The organism is Prosthecobacter sp. (assembly GCF_020439865.1).
Lineage (GTDB): Bacteria > Verrucomicrobiota > Verrucomicrobiia > Verrucomicrobiales > Verrucomicrobiaceae > Prosthecobacter.
Genome location: NZ_JAGRPF010000112.1, coordinates 1 through 3,060, shown reverse-complemented (window position 1 = coordinate 3,060; position 3,060 = coordinate 1). Strand labels below are relative to the sequence as shown.

Below are 3,060 nucleotides of genomic sequence, written 5' to 3'. Positions count from 1 at the left end.
TGCCAGGTGCCCTGCAAGCAACCGTGTTCGTCGATGGTGGCCGATTCGGAATACTGACCGCTCTGCATGACCACTCCTTTCCAGACAAAGTGAACAGACTGCTCGCTCCAACTGCGCGTGCGGTTGCCACTGTAGGTGATGTTGCCCCACTGATCATAAACAGCGGTGACCTGCTCGGAGCCATGCCAGTTGCCCGCGCCATTGAGCGGTGAACGGCTGCTGTTGAACTGGGTGGAGCTGACCAGCCTGCGATAGGCTTTGTCGTTGAGGAAGTTGAACGCACGATGTCCGAGCGGCCCGAGTCGCATGCTGGCGCTGCGGGTTTGCAGGCGTGCGCTGGCGGTGCAGTTGCAGCCGCAGTGCATGGGTGCGGCGAAGAAGGATTGAGCCGCGCTCAGGCAGGGATTCCAGTTGGGAGTTGCCATGGTGTCAGTTTTCCTCCCAGCGGATCATGAACTGGCTCATCGCGCAGTCGATCTGCACGACGTTGCGCGTGAGCGAGAGATTCTTGGAGCACATCTGATAGGTGACTCCGTCATCGTCCACGTAGGCGACGGGGTAGTAGGCGTCCGTGGGCGGAGCATCCGCGCTGAACCAGGACGGCGGGATGTTGGGTGGCGAGGCCGCGCTCTGCATCTCCACGGCTGTCACCGAGCCGTAGGCATTGAGAGTGGCATGGACCCACACGTAGCGGTTCTTGGTGAAGGACGTGGCGACGTTGCCGGGCACGATGCCGTTCACACTGCCGGGCGTGAGCTTGTAGCTGTTGCCCGAGGAGCGGATGCGCCACGGATGATCGACGGTGCTGCCACCGCCGCCCTTGGAGCGAAGATGCACGCCTTGCGCGATCTCCTGGGCCTCGATGCCTTCCACGCTGATTTTTCCGCTTTGGATGAGCGGCGCCAGCACGCGCATGAGCGTGCCCCAGCGTACGAAGGCGCGAGACGGGACGCTGCCTCCGCCTGGACGTGCCTTGTGTGTTTGGACCAGGGACATGGCGATTATCCGGGCAGCACCGGCCAGACGAACTCATAGGTGTAGGTGGTGGCCCAGACCGTGCCCACGTTGTCGGCGTCGATGCTCGCGAGCTTCCAGTTCCACGGCCACTGAAACACCACGTTGGTGCCCTCGTAGTAGAGGTTCTGGATGGGCGGCGCGTCGGGCGGTGCCATCATGCCGGGAATGGCCGCCGTGTTGGGATGCTGGGTCGTGATGTAGGTGTCCATCACCACCACCTTGGGGAAACTGAACTGCGACTTGCGCGGGTCCTGCCATCCGCCCGGCACGTTGAGGTAAACGGGATCGCCCGGCGAGAGGATCTGCTCGTTGACCGCGATGCGGCGCTTGTAAGGCTTCTCGCCCAGCAGTCCGCGATAGGTGGCGCTGATGCGGAAGTAACCGGCCTCAAGTTCATCCTCGGTCACGTCCACGCAGTGCATGGAGGCATGGCCGTCCGGGGAGGATCCCAGCGCGATCAAGCCGGTGCCCAGGGCGATCCATTCCTCGCTGCCCTCGTCAAAGGTGTCGATCGTGCGGCGGAAGCTGCTCTTGAGTTTCCGGTTGGGCTTGCTGCCCAGCACGCCGAGGCATTGCAGGCGGTGGACGTAGCGCCCGGGATAATCCTCCTCGATCTCGACCTCCTGGATGACCAGTCCGCTGTAGCCGGGAGCCGCCGCGCCGGGATTGAAGGCCACAATGTTGGGGCTGAACCACTCCAGCGTGCCGCTGTCCAGGCCGTCCATGCGGCGGTTGAACCGCGCACCGGGCATGGCGAAGCTCGTGTCGCCGAATTCATGGAAGGGCGCGACACTCATACGGCCATGAAGTCTCCGATGCCCTCGCGGATTTCCGTGAGGAGTTGAACGATTTGATTGCCCTCGGTGAGCTTCACCGAATCGGAGCCGCGCCCACCCGACTGATTGGCCGCCGCCTTGCCACGCAGCACTTCACCGGCGCGTTCGAGGGCGGACTTGCGCTGCGGACCATTCTGGAATCGACGGTCGGTGCCGCGATAGAAGGCGTCATACTTGTACTGCCCGTTGGAGTTCTTCTCCTGAAGAGCGTCAAAGTAGGCCAGTCCGCCGAAGGATGGCAGGCCCGCAGGACGGGAGTAGCCCATGATGCGCTTGCGCCCGTTCTCGGTGCGCTCGCCACGTTTGGCCGCCTTGTCCTCAAGGTCGGACTTGGCCTGGGCAATGCGCAGTGCCTCTTCCTGCGACATGCCGGTCTCCTCGGCGATGCGCTTGGCTTCCTGCTGGATGCGGAGCTGTTTTTCCAACGCGTCCGCCTCCTTGTTGCGGCCACGCGCGCGAAGATCGAGCACTTGAAGATCGTTGGCGATGCCGGCACGGGCTTCGTTCTGCTGGGCTTTCTTTTCCGCCTCCGCCTTCTGCTGCCGTTCCTTCTCGTTGCTGATTTGTTCTTCGAGGGAGAGAATTTCACCGAGGAGCTTCTGGCGCTGCAGTTCGAGCTGGAGGATTTCCTCGGTGTCCTGCCCGCCCATGCCCTCCATGTAGGCCTTCTCGCGCGCGGCCTGCATTGCGGCTTCGAGATCGGCCACCTTGCCCTTGGCATATTCAAGGTTCTCCTCCGGGCTGAGCTGCTGCTTGAGGTTGGCTTCCTTGGCCTGGTCGATCTGGTCGCGGATGCCCTGCATGCGCTTTTCCTGCGCTTCGAGTTCCTTCTGGCCCTTCTCGATGCTCTCGGCGGCTGCCTTCTGCGCGTCGGCGATCTTCTTGGCCCACTCAGCGGCTTCCCTGGCAGCCTGGCGCTGCTTCTCCTGGGCGGCGGCCGCCTCCTCAGCCTCGATCTTGCCTTGAGCGAGAGCTTGTGCCGCCAGTTCCATGCGGTCGCTGAAACTGCCGCCCAGTCCACCGAAGAGGGCCACGCCGGTGACCGTCGCAAAGTCGGAAACGCTCAGCAGCGCGTCAGCCGTCCATGCTTTGAGCTTGAGGATGCCAGCATCGAGCTGGTCGTTGAAGTCGGAGAGGCGGTCCACCTGTGCCTGGCTCAGCACGGGAGTGTCGGCGAGGGCCTGCAGTGCCTCGCGGCCCTGCACGA

3 protein-coding genes and 1 pseudogene are annotated in these 3,060 nt (G+C 63.3%); all 4 read right to left on the bottom strand.

The features are described from left to right. On the bottom strand, window positions 1-425 hold a 425-nt coding region (locus KDL09_RS12840; RefSeq protein WP_294385594.1), incomplete at its 3' end, for a hypothetical protein. 4 nt (window positions 426-429) lie between these two features. Next, complete coding sequence (locus KDL09_RS12835; protein ID WP_294385591.1) at window positions 430-996, bottom strand: hypothetical protein; 567 nt, start codon at window positions 994-996, stop codon at window positions 430-432. Window positions 997-1,001: 5 nt separating this feature from the next. Next, window positions 1,002-1,814 carry a hypothetical protein gene (locus KDL09_RS12830; RefSeq protein ID WP_294385588.1) on the bottom strand — a complete coding sequence of 271 codons (813 nt, stop codon included), beginning with the start codon at window positions 1,812-1,814 and terminating at the stop codon, window positions 1,002-1,004. Further along, a pseudogene (locus tag KDL09_RS12825) lies at window positions 1,811-3,060 on the bottom strand (hypothetical protein); the annotation flags it as partial. The gene KDL09_RS12830 and the pseudogene KDL09_RS12825, both read right to left, overlap by 4 nt.